The following is a 20,828-nucleotide window of genomic DNA, read 5'->3' on the forward strand; positions in this document are numbered from 1 at the left end:
GTGTTTGACCACGACGACTGAGCCGGCCAAACCAGGAACTTTGGATAGGCTGCGAGCCCGGTATGGGTGGTTCGACCACGCGATGCGCGCCGCCAAGCGATTCAATGAGCAGCGCGGCGGCTTCTTCGCCGGAGGTCTGACCTACTACACGATTTTCGCGTTGTTTCCTTTGCTGATGGTCGGTTTCGCCATATTCGGCTTCGTGCTGGCCAGCCATCCCGACCTGCTCGAGACGATTGACGGCAAGATCCGGGAGTCGGTCTCAGGGGCCTTGAGTCAACAGCTGGTCGGGCTGATGAATTCGGCGATCGATGCGCGGGCATCCGTCGGCCTGATCGGCCTGGCCACCGCGTCATGGGCGGGCTTGACCTGGATGTCGCACCTGCGGGTGGCACTCAGTGAGATGTGGGCTCATCCGGTCCATCGGGTGGGCTACGTGCGCACCAAGCTCTCCGATCTGACCGCGATGATCGGCACATTCCTGGTGACCATGCTGACCATCGCGCTCACCGCACTGGGCCACCTCAGGCCGATGGCTACGGTGCTGAGCTGGTTTGGGATACCTGAGCTCCCGATCTTCAACCTGGTCTTCCGGCTGATGTCGATACTGATATCGGTGCTGGTGGCTTGGTTGATGTTCACCTGGATGATCGCCCGGCTGCCGCGGCAGCCGGGCCGTCTGGGTACCTCGATGCAGGCCGGTCTGATGGCCGCCATCGGATTCGAACTGTTCAAACAGGTGGCGTCGATCTACCTGCGAACGGTGCTGCGCAGCCCGGCCGGCGCCGCATTCGGGCCGGTGTTGGGGTTGATGGTGTTTGCCAATGTCACCGCCTATCTGGTGCTCTTTGCCACCGCGTGGGCGGCCACCAAAGATCCACATTCCGAACATATTGAGCCACCCGGCCCCGCGATCATCAGCCCGCGCATACAGGTCGAGGAAGGCCTGGGGGTGCGGCAGACGGTGGCCGCGCTGATCGCGGGCGCCGTTGGAGCGCTGACGATATCGCGGCTGTTCCGCCGGCGCCGCTAGTCGTCGACGGCCTGCCACTCGCCGTTGGCCATCACCGCGGCCACGCGCAGATCGCGATCGAGCACAACGAGATTGGCGTCAAAGCCGGCCCGCAGGCTGCCCCGTCGCGCCAGCCCGACGGCACGCGCCGGGGTCGCCGAGGTCATCTGCACCGCGGCGGCCAGCGCCCCGGCATCGAGTGCGGCCCCCGCCCCAGCCCGAAATGCGGCGCGAAAGAGCCGGTCCATGGTGGCCGTGCTGCCCGCGATCGTCGATGTGCCACGCACCCGCGCCACGTTCGACTCGACCTCAATCGGCACCGATCCCAGACGATATGTGCCATCGCCACATCCGGCCGCGGCTATCGCGTCGGTGACCAATGCGACCCGGTCGGGGCCGACGGCCTCGATCACGGCCGCCACCACGGCGGGATGGACGTGTACCCCGTCGGCGATCAATTCGAGCGTCACCGCCGGGTCCTTCAGCAATGCCAGGGCGGGCCCGGGCTCGCGGTGGCCCAGGGGCGCCATCGCGTTGAACAGGTGAGTGGCGACGGTGGCACCGTGGCCGATGGCCTGGCAGGTCTGCTCGTAGGTCGCATCGGTGTGCCCGAGGGCCACCACCACATCGGCGGCCAAGAAGCGCCTTATCGTGTCGGCGGATCCGGGCAATTCCGGGGCCAGCGTCACCATGCGGATGGTGCCGTTGGCGGCCGCCAGCAGCGCATCGATTTCGGCGGGGTCCGGTGCACGCACTTGGGTGTGGTCGTGTGCGCCGCACCGTGCGGGGCTCAGCCAAGGGCCCTCCAGATGAATGCCTGCGATGGTGCCCGAGCGGCCTGAGCTGATGGCTTCGGCCAGCCTGGCTACCGCCGAAAGCAGTTGCGCGGGTGCGGCGGTGACCAGACTGGCCAGCATGGTCGTGGTGCCGTGGCGCAGGTGAAACTCGCTGGCTTGAAAAAAGGCCCGGCCAACGGCGTCGACGTCGGCGAACGACGCGCCCGCTCCGCCGTGCACGTGGATGTCGACGAACCCCGGCACCACGATCGAATCCGGGAAATCGAAGTCGGCCAAAGGCACTGTGCCGGTGCCGCAATCCGCGATTTTGTGGCCCGCCGTCTGTATCCAGCCGGGTCGGCAAAGTTCTCCGTCGATGACCACAGACCCGGCACAGATGAGGGTCACGGAGCTTCCGTCAGCTTCTCCGGCCAGCGTCCGCCGTTCTCCCAGAAGTGCCGAATCTCCTCGAGCTGGCGGCCCTTGGTTTCCGGGGCGTAGCGGTAGACGACGCCGAAGGCCACCAGCGCGAGCACCCCGAATACGGCGAACGCTCCCGAACCGCCGAGCGAATGCAACATGGTGAGGAAGACGGCGGCAACGATCGCATTCGCGATGAGGTTGGCGGTCAGCATGGTGCTCGACCCGATGGAACGTAGCCGGGTGGGGAAGCTTTCGCTGGCGTATACCCAGCCCAGGGAGCCAAAGCCCATCGTGTAGCCGATGATGAACAGCACTATGGCGGCGAACCCCAGCACCGCTCCGCCCAGTCCGCGGGCGAACACGGCCATCAGCGCGACGTCGGCAACGATCATGATGGCGATGCCCGACAACAGGATTGGCCGACGGCCCACGCGGTCCACCAGCAGCAGGGAGGTGATCACGGCCGCCACACCGGCGATCTGAACCAGCGCCGGCAATCCCAGGAGGGCGAAATCGCCAGTGAAGCCCATGGCTTCGAAGATCCGCGGACTGTAGTAGATGATGGCGTTGATCCCGGTGATCTGGATCAAGAAGCCCAGCGTGATCACAAAGATGGTGGCCCGCAGAAAGGGCGGTCGCAGCATTTCGGACACGCCGCCGCTACCTTCACTCAACGCGGTGCCGATCTCGGCCAGTTCTTCCTCCACATCGGCGGCGGGGTCCACCCGCAGCAGCGCCGCGCGGGCCTCCTGGATGCGGCCCTTCATCACATACCACCGGGGCGTATCGGGCATGCGGATCAACAAGGGCAGCAACAGCATTGCGGGGACGGTGGCCAGTCCCAGCATCCAGCGCCAGCTGTGCGTACCGGCCAGCAGGTACCCGGTGAGATAGCCGACGATGAGTCCGCTGACGGTGGTGAGTTGGTAGACCGTGAGCAGCGATCCGCGCACCGCGGCCGGAGCGGATTCCGCGACATAGACCGGCACCACGACAATCGAGACGCCGACGGCCAGACCCAGCAAGAAGCGCGCCGCCAACAGCATCGGTAGCGACACCGACAGCGAGCCCAGCACCGCGAACATCGTGTAGGCGACGAGCAGCATCACCACCGACTTTTTGCGCCCGATCGCATTGGCCAGTACGCCGGCGCCCAGCGCTCCCACGATCTGACCGATCACCACCATCGTGGTCAGCAGCTCCTGCTGGTGGGTGCTCAGGCCGAATTCTTCGGTGATGAACAGCTGCGCGCCGGCGATGATGGATAGGTCGTATCCGTAGATGAGCCCGACGCTGGCCGCGGTCAGCGCGACCAGGATGCCCCGTTGCACGTCCGTGCTCAGCCGGCTGTGGCCTGGACCGTGGGCGGCTCAGCAACGCTGCCCGGATCGGTGAAAGCAAAGCCGAATTGGCGGCGGCCGGTGCGGATTGCTTCGCCATCCCGGCTTGAGCCGGCATCCTCGCAAAGGGCAGTCATCCCGATACCGTGACACAGCAGCCGGGGCTAATCAACAACCCGTCGGCCGTGAATTTCAGTGCTGCGGCCGGTTGTTCAGCGAGCGCGCGACCAGCATCAAACCGAACACGATGATGGCACCGATCACCGCGACACCGACTCGCACCGGCAGGGCGTCGGCCGATGACACCAGCCCGGCGGCCTGAGCGTCGGCGAGGCGGCGCGCTTCGGGAGTTTCCTTGGGGGCCACCAGGCTGGGATCGGGTTCGATCAGCGAACCGATCTGGGTGCCCTGGGCGGTGCTGAACCCGTAGTCCAGCAGGTGCGCGGCCTGTTCCCAGGGGGCGATCGGCTGGCGAGTTCCGTGTAGCAGCACCGCGAACAGGCGCCGGCCGTTGTGGTTTGCCGCACCGACGAAGGTCTGGCCGGCGTCATCGGTGTAGCCGGTCTTGCCGCCCAGCGCGCCCGGGTAGTTGTACAGCAGGTGGTTGTCGTTCTCCAGCTCGTAGCCGGGATGTTCGCCATGGCCGGGGAAGTCAAAGGTGCGGGTCGCGACGATGTCGGCGAAGATCGGGTTCTGCCAGGCGTAGCGGTAGAACAGGCCGATGTCATAGGCCGAGGTGCTCATGCCGGGCCCGTCCAGGCCTGATGGGGTGGCGACGCGGGTGTCGCGGCCACCCAGCTTGGCGGCCAGCATGTTGATCTTTTCCAGCGCCGTCTGCATGCCGCCGAGTTGGATGGCCAGCGCGTGTGCGGCGTCGTTGCCCGAATGCATCAGCAGACCGTGCAGCAACTGGTTGACGGTGTACATGCCGCCGGCGTTGACGCCGACCTTGGTGCCTTCGGCCGCCGAGTCGTCGTTGGTTCCGGGCACGGCCTTGTTCTGGTTCAGCTCCTTGATGGAGACCATCGCGACCAGGACCTTGATGATGCTGGCCGGGCGGTGCCGGGCGTGCGGATCGCGGGCGGCGATGATGGCGCCGCTATCCAAATCTCCCACCAGCCAGGCTTCGGCGGAGACATCGCCGGGTACCGGCGGGGTGTCCGGCGCCGCAATGATCCCGCAGCCTCCCAGCGCGTTGCCGCCGACCGGCGCCGAGGGCACCGCCAGCGGCAGGGGAGGTTCGCCGGCCTGGGGGACCTCCGACGAGTCCACCGCGGGCGGGGTGGTGACCCGATACGGGCACTCCTGGGCTCCGCTGTTCGCTTCGGCATTGGGCTCGGCCGACGCCGACGGCAGGGCGGCGGGCATGCCGACCACAGCCGGCCCGGCCGCCATGAAAACGGCTGCGGCCAGGCACGATGCGGCGCGTAATAGGTACATCGTTGTGCAGGTTAGGCGATCGCCGCCTCGATCCGGGGGAGCCGCGCTGTTACAGGTGTGGCGGAAGTTATAAATAGTTATTTGACAGTGTCAGAAAACGGTATGACACTGTCAAATAACTATGGAATCGCTACTGACTCTCTCCGAATTCGCCGCGGCGGCTGGCTTGGCCGTGCAGGCATCTGGCGCCGTGCCCGACAATCGCCAGGCCAAGCCGATACCGGCGCAACGGATGATCCGCTACTACACCGCACGCGGGTTGCTGCCCCGTCCCGGAACCCGTGGACGCGCGCTCACCTATGGCCGGACGCATCTGTTGCGGCTGGTGGCCATCAAACGGCTGCAGGGCCAGGGCCTGTCGCTCGGGGAGATCGCCGAGCGGCTGGAGGCGCTGTCACCGGCGGAGCTGGAATCGCTGGCGGCGATCCCGCCCAGCGCGATGCCGCCCGGCCTGTGCGACCCGGAGACAACCACCGAGTCCAGCCGCGCCGCCGGCCGATTCTGGCGAGAGGTCCCCGAACCCATCGCCACCCAAGCCGTCGCCGACGGGTCGGCCGAGCATCCGAGCGTCACCGATCTGCGGGCCATCCGGCTCTCCGACACCGTCACATTGCTGATCGACGGCCATGCGTACTCGTTGCCCGAGTTGGACAGTCTGCGTCGCGCGGCCGCTCCGCTGCTGGATCTGCTCACCGCCACCACCAACGGCGCCGACGGTGCCACCAACGACGCCCAGGAAAGGATTCGCCATGAGCGTTGAGTTACTGCCACTGATCACCTCCGAACCCGCAGCGCCCGCAGCTACGGGTGCACCCACCTGCGGTGAGCTCAGCGCGGCCGATGGCCGCCGGCTGCCACTACAGGCGGTGAGTGTGCAGACCGCCGTGGTCGGTATGACCGCGACGTCAACCGTGCGCCAGCGCTTCGTGAACACCGGCGACACCGCGATCGAGGCCACCTATGTGTTCCCGCTGCCGGCGCGCGCGGGTGTCACCGACTTTGTCGCCGACCTGGCGGGACGGCGCGTGGTCGGCGTCCTCGAGGAACGCGGTCAGGCGCGCGAAGACTACGAGCAGGCGCTGGCCGCCGGGCAGCGCGCGGCGATCGTGGAAGAGGACCGCCCGGATGTCTTTTCGGTGCGGGTCGGCAATCTCGGGCCGGGCGAGCAGGCCACCATCGAGATGTGCCTGACCGGCCCGCTGGCCTTCGAGGACGGCGAGGCCACCTACCGATTCCCGCTTGTGGTCGCGCCGCGCTACACCACCGGCCACCCGGTGGGCGGGGACCAGACCGGTTCCGGGGTGGCCCGCGATACCGATGCCGTACCGGACGCATCACGGGTGACGCCGCCGCTGCTCACCGACGCCGACGAGCGTCCCGATCTGCAGATCTCCCTATCGGTGGACGGTGCCGGCCTGCCCGTCTCGGACCTGCGGGCCTCGCTGCCGACCGCCGTGCTGGCGCCCGCGGCCGACGGCCTGGCCCGGCTGCGCGTCGAGTCGGGCGCGCGGGCCGACCGCGATTTCGTGCTGCGTTTCCGCCTGGACCAGGGCCAGCTGTCGTCGTCGGCGCTGCTGGTTGCGGACGCGGCCGGTGCCGATGCTGCCGATGCCGAAGAAGGCACCTGGTCGCTGACCCTGGTGCCGCCGGCCGAACCGTCCAGCGCGCCGCGCGATGTGGTGGTGGTGCTGGATCGCTCCGGATCGATGGGCGGCTGGAAGATGGTCGCCGCCCGGCGCGCGGCCGGGCGCATCGTCGACATGCTCGATGCCGGTGACCGGTTTTGTGTGCTGGCCTTCGACGACCGGATCGAAACGCCGCCGGCGATGCCGGATGGGCTGGTGCCAGCCAGTGACCGCAACCGGTTCGCCGCGTCCTCGTGGCTGGGTTCGTTGCGCAGCCGCGGCGGCACCGTCATGGCGCACCCCCTTACCAAAGCCGTCGAGATGCTCGCCGACTCCGGCGAAGACCGGCAGGCCAGCGTGGTCTTGGTGACCGATGGCCAGATCAGCGGGGAAGACCACCTGTTGCGGTCGCTGGCGCCCGTGGTGGGGCGAACCCGGATCTACTGCGTGGGTGTCGACCGTGCCGTCAACGCCGGCTTCCTGGAGCGGCTGGCGGGATTGGGCAGCGGTCGAGCCGAGCTGGTCGAGTCCGAAGACCGCCTGGACGAGGTGATGGCCCGACTGGCTCGCACCATCGGGCGCCCGGCGCTGACCTCGATCAGGGTGCGCGCCGAAGGATTCGAGGCCATCGAGGACACCGTCACCCCAGACCGGGTTCCCGACGCCTTCGCCGGCGTGCCGTGCGTGATCTCCGGGCGCTATCGCGGGCCCGCCGCCGACGCCGCGCTGCACGTGGAAGCCGACGGGGCCACCGGTCGCTACACCGCGACGGTGCCCGCGGGGCCGGTGACGGATGCCCGTGCGGTACAGACGATCTGGGCTCGCTCGGTGGTCCGCGATCTGGAGGACGCCTACGCCTGCGGTCGCGGCACCGACGAGCTGGAACAGCGGCTGGTCGCGCACTCCATCCGGTTCGGGGTGTTGTCGCGGTTCACCGCGTTCGTGGCCATCGACCCCGAACGGACCGAGGCCGGGCCGATCGCCGAGGTCATGCAGCCCGTCGAGCTGCCGTCTGGGTGGGCGCCGGTCACTGGCGGCTTCGTCGGGGCGGCCGCCGCCGTTGCCCGCGGCGGTGCCGCCGGCCCGCCGATGGTCTTGCCGGCCGCCGCCCCGATGCCCACCGCGGAGTCTGCTCCGGTGCCCTCGCTGCGGGATCTGCTGCGGCGGGTGGAGATGGGCATCGGTAGCGACGGCGCCGAACTCGACCCGGAACTCGACGACGTTTGGTCGGCGTTGACCGTCCATCGCGACGGGGCAACCGATCCGGTGTTGGCTTCGGCGCTCACGGTGCTCTGTGATGCCCTCAACCGCTACCTGTGCACCGCCACGAAGGAAAACGCCGAGCAGGTGAAGACCGCCCTCGAGGCGGTCACGCAGGTTGTCGATGCGCGCCATCCCAAACATCGGGGCCGACTGGTGAGCAAGCTGCGGTTCTGGGAGTAGATGCGGCAGTGGCGGGGTTGCTAGCCCAGCCCGGCGTTTCCATTGGCGCCCAGCAGGATGCCGCCGGTGCCGCCGGTGCCGGGGTCGCCGGTGGGTGTGCCGTCGGTGTCGGTGCCGGCGTTACCGCCGTTGCCTCCGTCACCGATCAGGCCTGCGTCGCCGCCGTCGCCGCCCTCGCCACCGGTGCCTGTGCCGCCGCCGGCATTGGCTTGGCCGCCCTGGCCGCCGGATCCGCCGACGCCCAACAGTTCTCCACCGCTGCCGCCGGCCCCGCCATCCCCCCCGCTGCCGTTGCGGGAGATTCCGCCGGTGCCCCCGGCACCGCCGTTGCCTAGCCAGCCGGCGTCACCACCATGTCCACCGGCACCGGCGGGGCCGCTGACGCTAAACGCGCCAGCGCCGCCGGCCCCGCCGCTGGACCACAGCAGCCCGGCGTGACCCCCCTGGCCCCCGTCCCCGCTCGCGGCGACGGCGAACCCGCCGGGCCCGCCGATCCCGCCGCTACCGAACAAGAATCCGGCATTCCCGCCGGCCCCGCCCGTCCCGCCGGTGGATGTGACGTCGAAAGCACCAGATCCACCGGTGCCACCGGCTCCGCCGGCCCCACCGAGCAATCCGGCGTCCCCGCCGGCGCCGCCAATCCCCCCGCCAGCGACAACGGCAGGTGTGGAAGGACTTACGCCGAGTCCGCCGGCGCCACCGTGGCCTCCACCGGCGCCGACCAGCCCGGACAACAGCCCGCCTGCCCCGCCGTTCCCGCCGGCCCCCCCGAACCCGGGATTGCCCAAGCCTGCCCCGCCGGCGCCGCCGTTCCCGCCGGCCCCGAACAGCCCGCCGTTGCCCGCGTCCCCGCCGTTGCCGCCCGTAGCTCCGGTGAAGGTGGTGGCGCCGCCGGTGCCGCCGGTACCGCCGTCTCCGGATAGCCAGCCGCCGGCTCCGCCGGCTCCGCCGGCTCCGCCATTACCGGTGGTGGATCGCGCACCGGCCCCGCCGGTGCCGCCGGTGCCCCATAGTCCGGCGGCGCCGCCCGAGCCGCCGGCCCCGTCCGAGCCTGCCACGGCGGAGCCGCCCGCTCCGCCGTCGCCGAGCAGCCAGCCGCCGGGGGTGCCGTCGGCGCCGCTGCCGGCGGGTGCGGGGGTGCCGTTGCCGATTAGTGGCCGTCCGGTCAGGTCCTGGATGGGGGAGTTGATCGCCACCAGCGCCTGCTGCTGGGCGACATGGATGGGTGAGGTGCTGGTGGGGGCGTTGTATCCGTCCAGCCCCAATAGCAGCCCGCCGATGCCTCCGGCGCCGGTAGTGCCGGTGGTGGGGCCGGTTCCTCCGATGCCGCCGTTGCCGCCATTGCCGACCACCACGGCATTGCCACCGGTGCCACCGGCACCTCCGTCAGTGGGGCCGTGCCCGCCCGCGCCGCCGGCACCGCCATTGCCGAGCAGTGTCCCGCCGGTGCCGCCGCCACCACCGTCACCGCCACTCCCGATGTTGGCGGCTCCCCCGGTACCCCTGGCGCCGCCGTTGCCCAGCCAGCCCGCACCACCCCCCGCACCACCCTCGCCCCCGGTGTCGCCGAAGCCGCCGGTACCGCCGGCGCCTCCGTTGGAGAACAACAGTCCCGCATCCCCACCGGACCCACCCGCACCACCGGCACCGCCGTACCCGCCGGTGCCGCCGGTGCCGCCGCTGCCGAATGCCCACCCGCCATCACCACCGGCGCCTCCCGCGCCCCCGGCGCCACCGCCGAAGGTGTCCCCACCGTCGCCGCCGGCGCCCCCCGGCCCGCCGAGCAACCCGGCATGGCCGCCGACTCCACCAGCGCCACCATCAAACGCTCCGTACCCACCGGTACCGCCATGGCCGCCACCGGCACCGACGACACCGGACAGCACCCCGCCGGCCCCGCCGGTTCCTCCCACCCCGCCAGTCCCGCCGTTGGAAAATCCGCCAGCGCCGCCGGCTCCGCCACCGCCCAACAGTCCGCCGGCGCCACCGGCTCCGCCGGACCCGCCATCCCCGGCGCCCGAGAACCCGCCGGCACCGCCGGCTCCGCCGGCTCCGCCGGTGCCCATCAGCCAGCCTCCGGCCCCACCGGCACCCCCGTTTCCGCCGTCCCCGTTGACGGTTCGGCCGCCGGCTCCGCCAGCGCCGCCGGTACCCCATAGCCCGGCCGCCCCGCCGTTGCCTCCGGCCATGCCGGGTGCTCCCGAGCCGCCGGCTCCGCCGTCACCGAGCAGCCAGCCGCCCGCGGCGCCATTAGCCCCGGTGCCCGGGGCGCCGTTGGCGCCGTTGCCGATCAATGGGCGTCCGGTCAACGACAACACGGGTGCGTTGATCGCCGCGAGCAGATCCCCAGACACCACCTGGGCTGGATTGGCCAACACCGCCGCCGCGGCGGCCTCGGCGCTGGAATAAGAGCCCGCCCCGGCGGCCAGGGCCTGGGCGAACCGCTGTCCAAGCGACTGAGCCTGCGCGCTGGCGGCCTGGTAGGCCTGCGCGTGGGTGGAAAACACCGCCGCGATCGCTTGGGATACCTCATCTTGGGCTGCGGCCAGGACCTGCACGGTCGGGGCGGCCGCGGCCGCGGTGGCCTCACCCAGCGCCGAGCCGATCCCGGCTACCTCGCTGGCGGCCGAGCCCACCACTTCAGGTATTGCGATCACAAACGACATTCCCGAAACCTCCGACAGGGTCAGCGCCACCGAGCAAACGGCCGGTCACCGGTGACATTTTCGTTAATTAGCACCCTAGAGCGGACCGTGTCGCCGATCGTGGCTATCGCCAAAGTCATTGTCTTGGTCCTTTTTTCGTCAGGACCACGGTGCAGAACTTCGTCCTCGGCGAGGCGGCTCGCGCCTACCGGAATGTCCCTCCGCGGGGCAGCAGGTTCCGGCTATTGCGCGGCTGGCAAACAGGACGAAGCTCAGTGCTGGCCTCGACTCGGCGTTGAAACCCGCGCCGAGTCGCCCGGCGGTTGCGGTGCCCAGTGCCGGGGTTCTGGGAGCGTTACGCTCGGGTGATGGCTGTGCTTGGGGCGCAGGCGGCGTCGACATTCGAGTCGCTGCGACCGCATCTCATGTCGGTCGCCTATCGGCTGACTGGAACCGTCGCCGACGCCGAGGACATCGTGCAGGAAGCCTGGTTGCGCTGGGACGCGGCACCGGGCCGCGACGACGTGGCCGACCTGCGTGCTTGGCTGACCACCGTGGTCAGCCGGCTTGGCCTAGACAAGTTGCGTTCGGCGGCCCGCCGGCGCGAGACCTACACCGGGCATTGGCTGCCCGAACCGGTGGTCACCGGGCTCGGGGACGCGGGGGGCGCTGATCCGCTGTCGGCGGTGGTCGCCGCCGAGGATGCCCGCTTTGCGGTCATGGTGGTGTTGGAGCGGCTCAGCCCGGATCAGCGGGTCGCGTTCGTGTTGCACGACGGGTTCGCCATGCCGTTCGCCGAGGTGGCCGGGGTGATCGGGGCCAGTGAGGCCGCCGCGCGCCAACTGGCATCGCGGGCGCGCAAGGCCGTGGCAGCGGCGCCCCCGCCTCGGCCCGACCCCACCCACAACGAGGTGGTTGGTCGGCTCATGGCGGCCATGGCTTCCGGTGACCTGCATTCGGTGGTGTCGCTGCTGCATCCGGACGTGACCTTCACCGGTGACGCAAATGGCCGCGCCCCCACCGCGGCTCGGGTGATCTGCGGCGCGGACAAGGTGGCCCGGTTCATGCTCGGCCTGGCTCGGCGCTACGGCCCAGCGTTCTACACGGCGTATCAGTTGGCCTTGGTCAACGGCGAATTGGGCTCCTACACACTGGGCACGGCCGGCGACGGCGGACATTGGGCGATGTTGCCGCGCATCACCGCGATGACGGTGCGCGACGGAAAGGTATGCGCCCTTTGGGATATCGCCAACCCGGACAAGTTCAGCGGTTCACCCCTGCGCGACCTCGTCGGCTAGTCGCGGCGGCGGCAGCCCCGGCGCACCGGGTGCCGCCGGCGTCTGACTGCGCTTACCTCCCGAGCTGCGGCTCAGCGGTGGCCCATGGCACACGGCAGGCGTCACCGGAATTGAAGCCCTGCTCGGTGATGCCCAGCGCGGCGTTCATCCGCGCCCGCATGTTCTCCAAGCCGATCTGATAGGTCAGCTCGACCACTCCGGCGTCACCGAAGCGGCTCCGCAGCTCGGCCACCTGCTCGTCGGTGACGGTGTGCGGGTCGGTGGTTATCGCCTCGGCATAGGCGATAGCGGCGCGCTCATCGTCGCTGAACAGCGGTGACGTCGCGTACTCGTCGATGTCCTCGAGCCGGTGCACGTCCAGGCCGTCGAGGCGCTGCAGCATCGATCCGAAGTCAACACACCATGAGCAGCCGATTTGGCGCGCGGTCCAGAACACGGCCAGTTCTCGCACGCCGGCCGGCAGCGTCCGCGACGCTCGCTCGACCATGGTTTCGTGCACGGCATTGGCAACCAGCAGACGCCGGTGCTGCGCCACCACGCTGAATGGCTCGGGAACTTCGCCGAGGCGCCGTTTGGCTATCCGATAAAGGGCGCCGACCAGCAGGCCGGCTCGCTTTGGGGGCAAGGGTTCGATACGGGTTTTCTGTGTCATGCCCCTCAGACGAGACGGGCCGCCCGAATGTGACAGGCCGGCGCGGCGGCGCTCCAGGAATCTGCCAAGAATTCATCGAGGACTGTGCCGGAGCCTCGGGTCATGTCGTACTCGTATTTCGCGGAGCTTCCCCGGCTCGAGGACATCGAGCCCAGCGCACACACCAACGTGTTGGTCGCACACTCGCGGGTGGATCAGTCGCGCATACGAGCCGCGGTCGACACGGTCTTCGACGCTCATCCCGCCCTAGGCACCATGTTCGAACCCCGGGTGGATACCTGGACGTCTCGGCCCGGCGGCGGCTGGGGTTGGGCGGTGGAACCCCCCGGCGCGGCGGTGGCAGAGGTGGTCGCCCGGCATCGGTCCAGCTTCGACATGTGCACCGGCCGGTTGTTCGCCGCGTCGCTACTTCCCGGGGCACCCGAGCGGTTGGTGCTCACCGCCAGCCAACTGTGCATCGACGGCCCGGGGTGGCAGTCGGTGGTCGACGAGTTGGTGCGCGAGTGTGACGGGGACGTCCTAAGGTCTGAAACGTCGAACGCATGAGGTAACCAGCGCCGTGCGTTGGTGCTTGCCGGAAAGGCTCCGACATCCCGGGGCCAGTTGCGTCATTCGCCCGTTGGCCTCGCCATCCATAGCATTCTAGAATAAAATTCTAAAATGTACTGCGGGCGGGGCCGCTGGCGTCTACTCTACTGATTAATCAACAAAGTGACCGGATAGCTCCGGTGAGTAGCTAAGACGTCCTGGAGGTACCGAATGGGGTATGTGGTTGCCGCGCCGGAAATTTTGTCCGTCGCCGCGTCTGATCTGGCAAACATCGGGTCGACGCTTCAGGCGGCCAACGCGGCCGCGACAACCCCGACCGTTTCGGTGCTGTCGGCGGCCGCCGACGAGGTATCGGAAGCCATTGCGGAGCTGTTTGGTACCTACGCCCGCGACTATCAGGCCATCAGCGCACAGGCGGCTGGGTTTCACGCCGAGTTTGTTCAGGCCGTGAACGCGGCCGCCGAGTGGTATTCGGCCACCGAGGTCGCCAACGCGTCGCCACTGCAGACCCTGCTGGGAGCGGTCAACGCGCAAACCGAGGCCATGATCGGGCGCCCATTGATCGGCAATGGTGCCGACGGGACAGCGGCCAGCCCGAACGGCCAGGCCGGCGGGCTGCTCTATGGCAACGGTGGCAACGGCTACAGCCAAACCGAGGGTGGGCTAGCCGGTGGTAGGGGTGGTGGCGCGGGACTGATCGGCAACGGCGGTGCCGGCGGCGCCGGTGGCGCGAGTGCGGCCGGCCCGGGCGGCGCGGGCGGTGCCGGCGGCTCCGGCGGGTGGCTCTACGGCTCCGGAGGGTCCGGCGGGTGGGGCGGGAACAGCGCCACCGGTATTGGCGGAAACGCCGGGGCCGGTGGAAACGCCGGACTGTTCGGCAACGGCGGATTGGGCGGAAACGGCGGGAACTGGCTCAGCGGAGCGGCCGGTGCAGGTGGTGCTGGCGGTAACGGTGGCTGGCTGATCGGCAATGGTGGTGCCGGCGGCGCCAACGGGGGCGACGGGGGCAACGCGGCAGGACTGTACGGCAGTGGCGGCCAGGGTGGGGATTCCGATGTCGCTGGAGTCGCTGGGGGGCGCGGTGGCAACGGTGGTTGGTTGATCGGCCAGGGCGGTGCCGGCGGTGTTGGTGGTGTTGACGGTGACGGTGGCGGCGGGGGCAACGGCGGGTTGATGCTTGGCCTCGGTGGTGCGGGCGGTGCTGGTGGTGTTGGCGGTGACGGCGGTTTTGGTGGTAGCGGCGGGCTGATGTTCGGCCTCGGTGGTGCGGGCGGTGCTGGTGGTGTTGGCGGTGACGGCGGTGCCGGTGGTACCGCCGCTTTGCTGTTCGGTTGGGGCGGGGACGGGGGTGCTGGCGGGGCCGGGGTAGCGGGGGCGGCCGGTGCGGTGGTCGGTGACCCCGGTGCTGCGGGCTCGAGTGGTCTCAGCGGGGGTGACGGCGGTGTCGGTGCTGCCGGCGCTGCCGGGGGCAGCGGGGGCAATGGGGGTAGCGGGGGTAACGGCGGATGGCTGCTCGGCGTGGGCGGTGCCGGTGGCGTCGGTGGCCTCGGCGGTGCCGGCGGCGCAGGTGCGGCCGGTGGAGTCGGTGGTGTCGGTGGCGATGCGATCACGCCGGGCGGTGCCGGCGGAACCGGCGGTGTCGGTGGCGCCGGTGGTGCGGGCGGTGACGGTGGTGCCGGCGGTGCCGGTGGTCGTGGCGGGGCGCGCGGACTGTTCGGGCTGCACGGCAGTGCCGGTGCCGGCGGTATCGGTGGTGACGGCGCCCTGGGCGGGGCTGCTGGTGATGGGGGCGCCGGCGGCAACGGCGCTGCGGGACCGACGGGCGGTGACGGTGGTGCCGGCGGTGCCGGTGGTGATCCCGGAGCGGGCGGCAAGGGTGGCATTGGCGGTGACAGCGCCAACGGCACCCATGCCGCCAGTGGTGCCACCGCCGGTGATGACGGCACCGGGGCCCGCGGCGTCAGCGGTAATGGTGGGGCTGGCGGTCGGGGTGCCGACGCGACCGTGGCCGGCGGTGCCGGCGGCGCTGGTGGGGCCGGCGGCGACGGCGGGCGCATTGGGTCTGGCGGTGCCGGCGGTGCCGGTGGTGACGGCATGGCGGGAACTTCGGGTGCGGATGCCACCGTCGCCGGTGCGACCGGTGGTGCCGGCGGGGCCGGCGGCGGCGGTGGTGCCGGCGGGGACGGCGGCAGTGGCGGCACGCATGCCGGCAACGGCGGAGATGGTGGCATCGGCGGCAAGGGCGGGGCCGGCGGTCTTGGCGGGCACGGCGCCACCGGTGGTGCCGGTAAGCAGGCCGGTGCCAATGGAGACGATGGTGGCGATGGTGGCGTCGGCGGTGCTGGTGGTTCCGGCGGTGCCGGTGGGGCTGGCGGCGGTGCGGTAGCGGCTGGCTATGTCTCCGGCGGTCATGGCGCGGGCGGCGTTGGCGGGGACGGAGCGCTGGGCGGGGCCGCCGGTGACGGTGGTGCCGGGGCCGCCGGTAGTGCGGCGGTCAACGATGGCGCCGGTGGCGCTGGTGGCGCCGGTGGTGATCCCGGCGCGGGCGGCAAGGGGGGCATTGGCGGTGACAGCGGCAACGGCACCCATGCCGCTAGCGGTGCCACCGCCGGTGACGACGGCACCGGGGCCCGCGGCATCAGCGGTAATGGCGGGGCTGGAGGTCGAGGTGCCGACGCGACCGTGGCCGGTGGTGCCGGCGGCGCTGGTGGGGCCGGCGGCGATGGCGGGCGCATTGGGTCTGGCGGTGCCGGCGGCGCCGGTGGTGACGGTATGGCGGGAACTTCGGGTGCGGATGCCGCCGTTGCCGGTGGCTCCGGCGGCGATGGCAGTGCTGGCGGCAGCGGTGGTGCCGGCGGGGACGGCGGCAAGGGCGGCGCCGGTGCCGGCAACGGCGGCGATGGTGGCGTCGGCGGCAACGGAGCGGCCGGTGGCAACGGCGGGGACGGCGCTGACGGCAAGTTGATGTCGGTCCACAACGGCGCGGGCGGTAACGGTGGAGACAGCGGCGCTGGTGGCGCCGGCGGCAAGGGCGGCAACGGCGGCACCGCGGCGGCGGGCACCCAGGGTCATGGCGGCAACGGTGGGAACGGTGGGCTGGCCGGGATTGCTGGTGACGGCGGAGACGGTGCCACCGGTACCTATGACTCGAGGCTGATCGGCGGGGGAGACGGATCCGGAGGGGGGACATATGGTGTCGACCCCACGGGCGGCGCCGGCGGCTCCGGCGGTGACTCCGGATATAACGGGGCCGGCGGCGCGGGCGGAACCGGTTCCGGCATCAGTTTCAGCGGCTCGACCACGCTTACTGTGGGCAGTGGCAACGGCGGTAACGGTGGAGCGGGCGCTGATTCCGGATGGTCGGCCAGTTCCCCCAACGGCGGTGACGGCGGGGTAGGTGGCGATGGCGGGCGGCTCGGCAACGGCGGCACCGGTGGGGCCGGTGGAGCCGGGAGGGTCGGTGCCGAGGGCAGCGGCGGGCTCGCCGCGGGCGATAACGGCGGCGCTGGTCAGGCCGGCGGGACCGGCGGTTCCGGTGGCGCCGGCGGCAAGGGCGGTTCCGAGTTCGGCAACGGCGGTAACGGCGGGGCGGGCGGGGCCGGCGGCGACGGCGGTGTTGGCGGCACTGGCGCCGGGGGGGCGGTCGGCAACGCGCTGTCGAACGATATCGGCGGCGGCACTGGCGGTGACGGCGGGACCGGCGGGGCTGGTGGGTCTGGCGGAGCTGGCGGGAAAGGGGGCACCGCGGCAGCAGGTAATGCCGGCGAACAAGGCCACGGCGGGGCGGGAGGTGACGGCGGGACCGGTGGCATCGCCGGCAACGGGGGCGACGGCGCCAATGCCGTCAACCCGGGCCAAGCCGGCGGGGCCGGTGGTAATGGCGGCGATCCCGGTGCCGGTGGTGCTCTCGGCAGGGGAGGCGCGGGCTCCGTGGAAGGCGCGTCCGGCGTCTCAGGCGCCGCCGCCGATCACGGCGGCAACGGCGGCAACGGCGGCAACGGCGCAACCGCCACTAGCGCTGGGGCCGCCGGTGGCGCGGGCGGCGCTGGTGGCAACGGCGGCCTGGTTGGCGACGGCGGCGACGGTGGAAACGGAGGTAATGGCGCCAGCGGCGTGGCCGGCGCTGCGGGCGCGGATGGCTCTGTCGGTCGCCCAACGGACGGCGAAGACGGCGGCACCGGCGGGATCGGCGGGGCCGGTGGCAACGGTGGTAAGGGCGGAAGCCTCGCGGGTGATGGGGGCGCGGGCGGTACCGGCGGTAGCGGCGGCACGGGCGGGGTCGGCGGTCGGGGTACCGATGGCGTGGAAACCGGCTCCACCGGTCTATTCGGAACGAAAGGTGGTGCCGGTGGCACCGGCGGCGTGGGCGGGGCCGGCGGGGCCGCGGGTGCGGCACCGGCCGGCAACGCGGGCAGCTTGGGCGCCGGCGGGGTCGGCGGAACCGGCGGCCAGGGCGGCGACGGCGGCAACGGCGGGAACGGCGCCAACGGACAAACGGGTGGCTACATCCACGGCGCTAGTGGCGGTAGCGGCGGCGCCTCCGGTGCCGGAGGCGCCGGGGGGAGTGGCGGCGCCGACAGTAACGGAACCACAAGTGCAAGCGGTGGTACCGGTGCGGCGGGTACCTGGGGCAACGGTGGCAACGGTGGAAACGGCGCCGACGGCGCCGGCGGCGAGGCCGGCGGGCAGGGGGGTCGTGGCGGTGACAGCTTGTACGGGACAGCGGGCGACGGCGGCGACGGCGGCCGGGGCGGCGACGCCTATGCCGGCCACAACGCCGGAAATGGCGGAAACGGCGGGGTCGGCGGGGCCAGCAACGTCCACTCGGGCGATGGCGGTAGGGGCGGTGCCGGCGGCACCGGCCTACCAGGGGTCCCGCCCCCATTTGGGAGTGGCGACTACCTGGCCGGTAGCGGCGGGAACGGTGGTAATGCTGGTGCGCTGGGGGTCATTCCGGGTGCGCAAGGCGAGTACGGCGGCGCTGCCAATGGCATCAATGGCGGCAGCGGCGGTGCCGGTGGCTTCGGAATTTCCCTGTCCTGAGACGGACCGCCTCAGCGGGAGAACAGCAGCGCCCGCTTGACTTCCTGGATCGCCTTGGTCACCTCGATGCCGCGCGGGCAGGCCTCGGTGCAGTTGAACGTGGTGCGGCAGCGCCACACGCCGTCGACCTCGTTGAGGATGTCGAGTCGCTCGGCGGCCGCCTCGTCACGGCTGTCGAAAATGAAGCGGTGCGCGTTGACGATCGCCGCCGGGCCGAAGTAGCTGCCCTCGTTCCAAAACACCGGGCAGCTGGTGGTGCAGCACGCGCACAGGATGCACTTGGTGGTGTCGTCGTAGCGGGCGCGGTCGGTGGGGCTCTGAATGCGCTCGCGGGTGGGCGGGTTGCCGCTGGTGATCAGGTAGGGCTTCACCGCGCGATACGCGTCGAAGAACGGCTCCATGTCGACCACCAGGTCTTTTTCCACCGGCAGCCCACGGATCGGTTCGACGGTGAGGGTGAGCTGTTTGCCCGGTTTCTTGGGCAGCAGGTCACGCATCAGCACCTTGCAGGCCAGCCGGTTCACGCCGTTGATCCGCATGGCGTCGGAGCCACACACTCCGTGTGCGCAGGAACGTCGGAAGGTCAGGGTGCCGTCCAGGTAGCCCTTGATGTAGATGAGCAGGTTCAGCAGCCGGTCACTGGGCAGGCACGGCACCCGGAAGCTCTGCCAGCCGCCGGTCGATGCGAAGGCCTCGGGGTCATCCGGGTTGAACCGCGCGATCTTCACCGTCACCATCACCGCACCGTCCGGAACCGGCGGCAACGGTGGGGCCAGCGAGTCGGTGACGTCGTCGGAGGAGGCCCTCTCAGTGTCCAAAGACATCAGTACTTCCGTTCCTTGGGTTCGTAGCGGGTCTGCACGACGGGTTTGAAGTCCAGCCGGATGTCGCTGAGCAGGTCGGTGCCTTCTTTGTAGGCCATGGTGTGGCGCATGTAGTTGACGTCATCGCGGTTGGGGTAGTCCTCGCGGGCGTGCCCGCCGCGGGACTCCTTGCGGTTCAATGCGCCGACCACGGTGACTTCGGCCAGCTCCAGCAAAAAGCCCAGTTCGATGGCTTCCAGTAGATCGCTGTTGAACCGCTTCCCCTTGTCGTGCACGGTGATGCGGGAATACCGCTCCTTGAGCGCGTGGATGTCGGTGAGTGCCTGTTTGAGGGTTTCCTCGGTGCGGAACACCGCGGCATTGTTGTCCATGGTCTGCTGCAGGGCACCGCGGATGTCGGCGACGCGCTCGTTGCCGTGCTCGGACAGGATGTCGGCTACCCAGCCGACCACCATCGAGGCCGGCTCGGCCGGCATGTCCACAAAGTCGTGCCCGCGCGCGTAGCGAGCCGCGGCGATACCGGCCCGGCGGCCGAACACATTGATGTCCAGCAGCGAGTTGGTGCCCAGCCGGTTGGCGCCGTGCACCGAGACGCAGGCGCACTCACCCGCGGCGAACAGGCCGGGAACGACGTGAGTGTTGTCCCGCAGTACCTGTCCGGTGACGGTGGTGGGGATGCCGCCCATCACGTAGTGGCAGGTCGGATAGACCGGGACCAGCTCGTGCACCGGGTCCACCCCCAGATAGGTGCGGGCGAACTCGGTGATGTCGGGCAGCTTGGCCTCCAGCACGTCCTCGCCCAGGTGGCGGACGTCGATGTAGACGTAGTCCTTGTGCGGACCGGCGCCGCGGCCCTCCAGCACTTCCAGCACCATCGAGCGGGCGACGATGTCGCGGGGCGCCAGGTCGACGATGGTGGGGGCGTAGCGCTCCATGAAGCGCTCGCCTTCGCCGTTGAGCAGCCGGCCGCCCTCGCCTCGTACCGCCTCGGAGATCAGGATGCCCAGGCCGGCCAGGCCGGTCGGGTGGAACTGATGGAACTCCATGTCCTCCAACGGGAGTCCCTTGCGGAAGACGATGCCGATGCCATCACCGGTCAGCGTGTGCGCGTTGGAGGTGGTCTTGTACATCCGGCCCGAACCGCCGGTCGCCAGGACGATGGCCTTGGCGTGGAAGATGTGAATGTCGCCGGTCGCCAGCTCGTAGGCGATGACTCCGGTGGCGACCGGACCGCTCGGGGTCTCGGTGAGCGCGAGATCGAGCGCATAGAACTCGTTGAAGAACTCCACGTCGTGCTTGACGCAGTTTTGGTACAGCGTCTGCAGGATCATGTGCCCGGTGCGGTCGGCGGCGTAGCAGGCCCGGCGCACCGGAGCCTTACCGTGGTCGCGCGTGTGCCCGCCGAAGCGGCGCTGGTCGATGCGGCCCTCGGGGGTGCGGTTGAACGGCATCCCCATCTTTTCCAGGTCGAGCACCGCGTCGATGGCCTCTTTGCACATGATCTCGACGGCGTCCTGGTCAGCGAGGTAGTCGCCGCCCTTGACGGTGTCGAACGTGTGCCATTCCCAGTTGTCGTCTTCGACGTTGGCCAGCGCGGCGCACATGCCGCCCTGGGCCGCGCCGGTGTGACTGCGGGTCGGATACAGCTTGGTCAGCACCGCGGTGCGGACCCGCGGACCCGCTTCTACCGCCGCACGCATGCCGGCACCGCCCGCGCCGACGATCACCACGTCGTATCGGTGTTGCTGGATCAAGGCT

At 70.4% G+C, this 20,828-nt stretch carries 12 protein-coding genes and 1 pseudogene; 6 read left to right on the forward strand and 7 right to left on the reverse strand.

Features of this window, described 5'->3' with window-relative positions:
* The first annotated feature begins 4 nt into the window (after positions 1–4).
* A complete protein-coding gene (gene yhjD / locus CCUG20998_RS05735; protein WP_036457347.1) occupies positions 5–1,033 on the forward strand; it encodes an inner membrane protein YhjD in 1,029 nt (342 codons plus the stop codon).
* On the opposite strand, the gene nagA is transcribed toward yhjD, so the two are convergent.
* From nagA to dacB1, 3 genes are all read right to left on the reverse strand, one after another.
* A complete protein-coding gene (gene nagA / locus CCUG20998_RS05740; protein WP_103654074.1) occupies positions 1,030–2,196 on the reverse strand; it encodes an N-acetylglucosamine-6-phosphate deacetylase in 1,167 nt (388 codons plus the stop codon). The two genes, yhjD and nagA, sit on opposite strands and share 4 nt — an antisense overlap.
* Positions 2,193–3,542, reverse strand: coding sequence for a sugar porter family MFS transporter (locus CCUG20998_RS05745; protein ID WP_020732056.1), 1,350 nt, complete (start codon positions 3,540–3,542; stop codon positions 2,193–2,195). The genes nagA and CCUG20998_RS05745 overlap by 4 nt, the downstream gene beginning before the upstream one ends.
* A 201-nt stretch (positions 3,543–3,743) precedes the next feature.
* Positions 3,744–4,991 carry a D-alanyl-D-alanine carboxypeptidase DacB1 gene (dacB1, locus tag CCUG20998_RS05750; RefSeq protein ID WP_012393072.1) on the reverse strand — a complete coding sequence of 416 codons (1,248 nt, stop codon included), beginning with the start codon at positions 4,989–4,991 and terminating at the stop codon, positions 3,744–3,746.
* Positions 4,992–5,112: 121 nt separating this feature from the next.
* On the opposite strand from dacB1, the gene CCUG20998_RS05755 reads away from it, so the two are divergent.
* Entirely contained in the window at positions 5,113–5,751 is a 639-nt protein-coding gene (locus CCUG20998_RS05755; RefSeq protein ID WP_172607109.1) for a helix-turn-helix domain-containing protein, read from the forward strand.
* Entirely contained in the window at positions 5,741–8,059 is a 2,319-nt protein-coding gene (locus CCUG20998_RS05760; RefSeq protein ID WP_103654075.1) for a VIT domain-containing protein, read from the forward strand. The genes CCUG20998_RS05755 and CCUG20998_RS05760 overlap by 11 nt, the downstream gene beginning before the upstream one ends.
* A gap of 20 nt (positions 8,060–8,079) precedes the next feature.
* On the opposite strand, the gene CCUG20998_RS05765 is transcribed toward CCUG20998_RS05760, so the two are convergent.
* Entirely contained in the window at positions 8,080–10,725 is a 2,646-nt protein-coding gene (locus tag CCUG20998_RS05765; protein WP_116269160.1) for a PE family protein, read from the reverse strand.
* 347 nt (positions 10,726–11,072) lie between these two features.
* On the opposite strand from CCUG20998_RS05765, the gene CCUG20998_RS05770 reads away from it, so the two are divergent.
* Positions 11,073–12,002, forward strand: coding sequence for a sigma-70 family RNA polymerase sigma factor (locus CCUG20998_RS05770; RefSeq protein WP_036457487.1), 930 nt, complete (start codon positions 11,073–11,075; stop codon positions 12,000–12,002).
* 52 nt (positions 12,003–12,054) lie between these two features.
* On the opposite strand, the pseudogene CCUG20998_RS05775 reads toward CCUG20998_RS05770, so the two are convergent.
* Positions 12,055–12,687, reverse strand: a pseudogene (locus CCUG20998_RS05775) (carboxymuconolactone decarboxylase family protein); the annotation flags it as partial.
* Positions 12,688–12,756: 69 nt separating this feature from the next.
* Between CCUG20998_RS05775 and CCUG20998_RS05780 the strand changes: the two are divergent.
* Together CCUG20998_RS05780 and CCUG20998_RS05785 are read left to right on the forward strand one after the other, a co-directional pair.
* The gene (locus tag CCUG20998_RS05780; RefSeq protein WP_015354785.1) at positions 12,757–13,200 is read left to right on the forward strand and encodes a condensation domain-containing protein; all 444 of its coding nucleotides are present in this window, start codon (positions 12,757–12,759) and stop codon (positions 13,198–13,200) included.
* Between the two features lie 213 nt (positions 13,201–13,413).
* Positions 13,414–18,246 carry a PE family protein gene (locus CCUG20998_RS05785; protein WP_116269096.1) on the forward strand — a complete coding sequence of 1,611 codons (4,833 nt, stop codon included), beginning with the start codon at positions 13,414–13,416 and terminating at the stop codon, positions 18,244–18,246.
* Positions 18,247–18,257: 11 nt separating this feature from the next.
* Here the strand turns inward: CCUG20998_RS05785 and CCUG20998_RS05790 are convergent, their stop codons facing one another.
* Positions 18,258–19,070, reverse strand: a complete 813-nt coding sequence (locus CCUG20998_RS05790) for a succinate dehydrogenase iron-sulfur subunit (RefSeq protein WP_012393080.1) — start codon at positions 19,068–19,070, stop codon at positions 18,258–18,260.
* Positions 19,070–20,824 carry a succinate dehydrogenase flavoprotein subunit gene (sdhA, locus tag CCUG20998_RS05795; protein ID WP_020732066.1) on the reverse strand — a complete coding sequence of 585 codons (1,755 nt, stop codon included), beginning with the start codon at positions 20,822–20,824 and terminating at the stop codon, positions 19,070–19,072. The genes CCUG20998_RS05790 and sdhA overlap by 1 nt, the downstream gene beginning before the upstream one ends.
* Positions 20,825–20,828: the final 4 nt, after the last annotated feature.

The organism is Mycobacterium marinum, from assembly GCF_003391395.1.
Lineage (GTDB): Bacteria > Actinomycetota > Actinomycetes > Mycobacteriales > Mycobacteriaceae > Mycobacterium > Mycobacterium marinum.

Coding starts and splice junctions, on each gene's coding strand:
- dacB1 (WP_012393072.1), bottom strand. CDS start 4,991: ATGTACCTATTACGCGCCGCATCGTGCCTGGCCGCAGCCGTTTTCATG.
- CCUG20998_RS05755 (WP_172607109.1), top strand. CDS start 5,113: ATGGAATCGCTACTGACTCTCTCCGAATTCGCCGCGGCGGCTGGCTTG.
- CCUG20998_RS05760 (WP_103654075.1), top strand. CDS start 5,741: ATGAGCGTTGAGTTACTGCCACTGATCACCTCCGAACCCGCAGCGCCC.
- CCUG20998_RS05765 (WP_116269160.1), bottom strand. CDS start 10,725: ATGTCGTTTGTGATCGCAATACCTGAAGTGGTGGGCTCGGCCGCCAGC.
- CCUG20998_RS05770 (WP_036457487.1), top strand. CDS start 11,073: ATGGCTGTGCTTGGGGCGCAGGCGGCGTCGACATTCGAGTCGCTGCGA.
- CCUG20998_RS05780 (WP_015354785.1), top strand. CDS start 12,757: ATGTCGTACTCGTATTTCGCGGAGCTTCCCCGGCTCGAGGACATCGAG.
- CCUG20998_RS05785 (WP_116269096.1), top strand. CDS start 13,414: ATGGGGTATGTGGTTGCCGCGCCGGAAATTTTGTCCGTCGCCGCGTCT.
- CCUG20998_RS05790 (WP_012393080.1), bottom strand. CDS start 19,070: ATGTCTTTGGACACTGAGAGGGCCTCCTCCGACGACGTCACCGACTCG.